We start from the raw sequence: 937 nt of genomic DNA, 5'->3' as shown, positions 1-937 counted from the left end.
CCCTATCTTTCTGCGTCCCCCCGTCGTTCAAACGGAAAGGAGGTGGTACAGGAATATCAACCTGTTATCCATCGCCTACGCCTTTCGGCCTCGGCTTAGGTCCCGACTAACCCTGAGCGGACGAGCCTTCCTCAGGAAACCTTGGGCTTTCGACGGACAAGATTCTCACTTGTCTTTCGCTACTCATACCGGCATTCTCACTTCTAAGCGCTCCACCAGTCCTTTCGGTCTGACTTCACAGCCCTTAGAACGCTCTCCTACCATTGTCGTAAGACAATCCACAGCTTCGGTGATACGTTTAGCCCCGGTACATTTTCGGCGCAGCGTCACTCGACCAGTGAGCTATTACGCACTCTTTAAATGATGGCTGCTTCTAAGCCAACATCCTGGTTGTCTAAGCAACGCCACATCCTTTTCCACTTAACGTATACTTTGGGACCTTAGCTGGTGGTCTGGGCTGTTTCCCTCTCGACTACGGATCTTATCACTCGCAGTCTGACTCCCGCGGATAAATCGTTGGCATTCGGAGTTTGACTGGATTCGGTAATCCGGTAAGGACCCCTAGTCCAATCAGTGCTCTACCTCCAAGATTCTTGCCGCGAGGCTAGCCCTAAAGCTATTTCGGAGAGAACCAGCTATCTCCAGGTTCGATTGGCATTTCACCGCTACCCACACCTCATCCCCGCATTTTTCAACATGCGTGGGTTCGGGCCTCCATTCAGTGTTACCTGAACTTCACCCTGGACATGGGTAGATCACCTGGTTTCGGGTCTACGACCACGTACTATTTCGCCCTATTCAGACTCGCTTTCGCTGCGGCTCCGCCTTATCAGCTTAACCTTGCACGGGATCGTAACTCGCCGGTTCATTCTACAAAAGGCACGCTGTCACCCATTAACGGGCTCCAACTAGTTGTAGGCACACGGTTTCAGGTTCT

1 rRNA gene is annotated in these 937 nt (G+C 52.1%); it reads right to left on the bottom strand.

Annotation, left to right across the window (positions count from 1 at the left end):
- A 23S ribosomal RNA gene (locus tag LCL91_RS21885) occupies positions 1-937 on the bottom strand; the annotation flags it as partial.

The organism is Guptibacillus hwajinpoensis, assembly GCF_020171785.1.
In the GTDB taxonomy this organism is placed as follows: domain Bacteria; phylum Bacillota; class Bacilli; order Bacillales; family Guptibacillaceae; genus Guptibacillus; species Guptibacillus sedimenti.
Note: the sequence above shows the minus strand (reverse complement) of the source record. Positions and strands in the feature narration are given on the sequence as shown.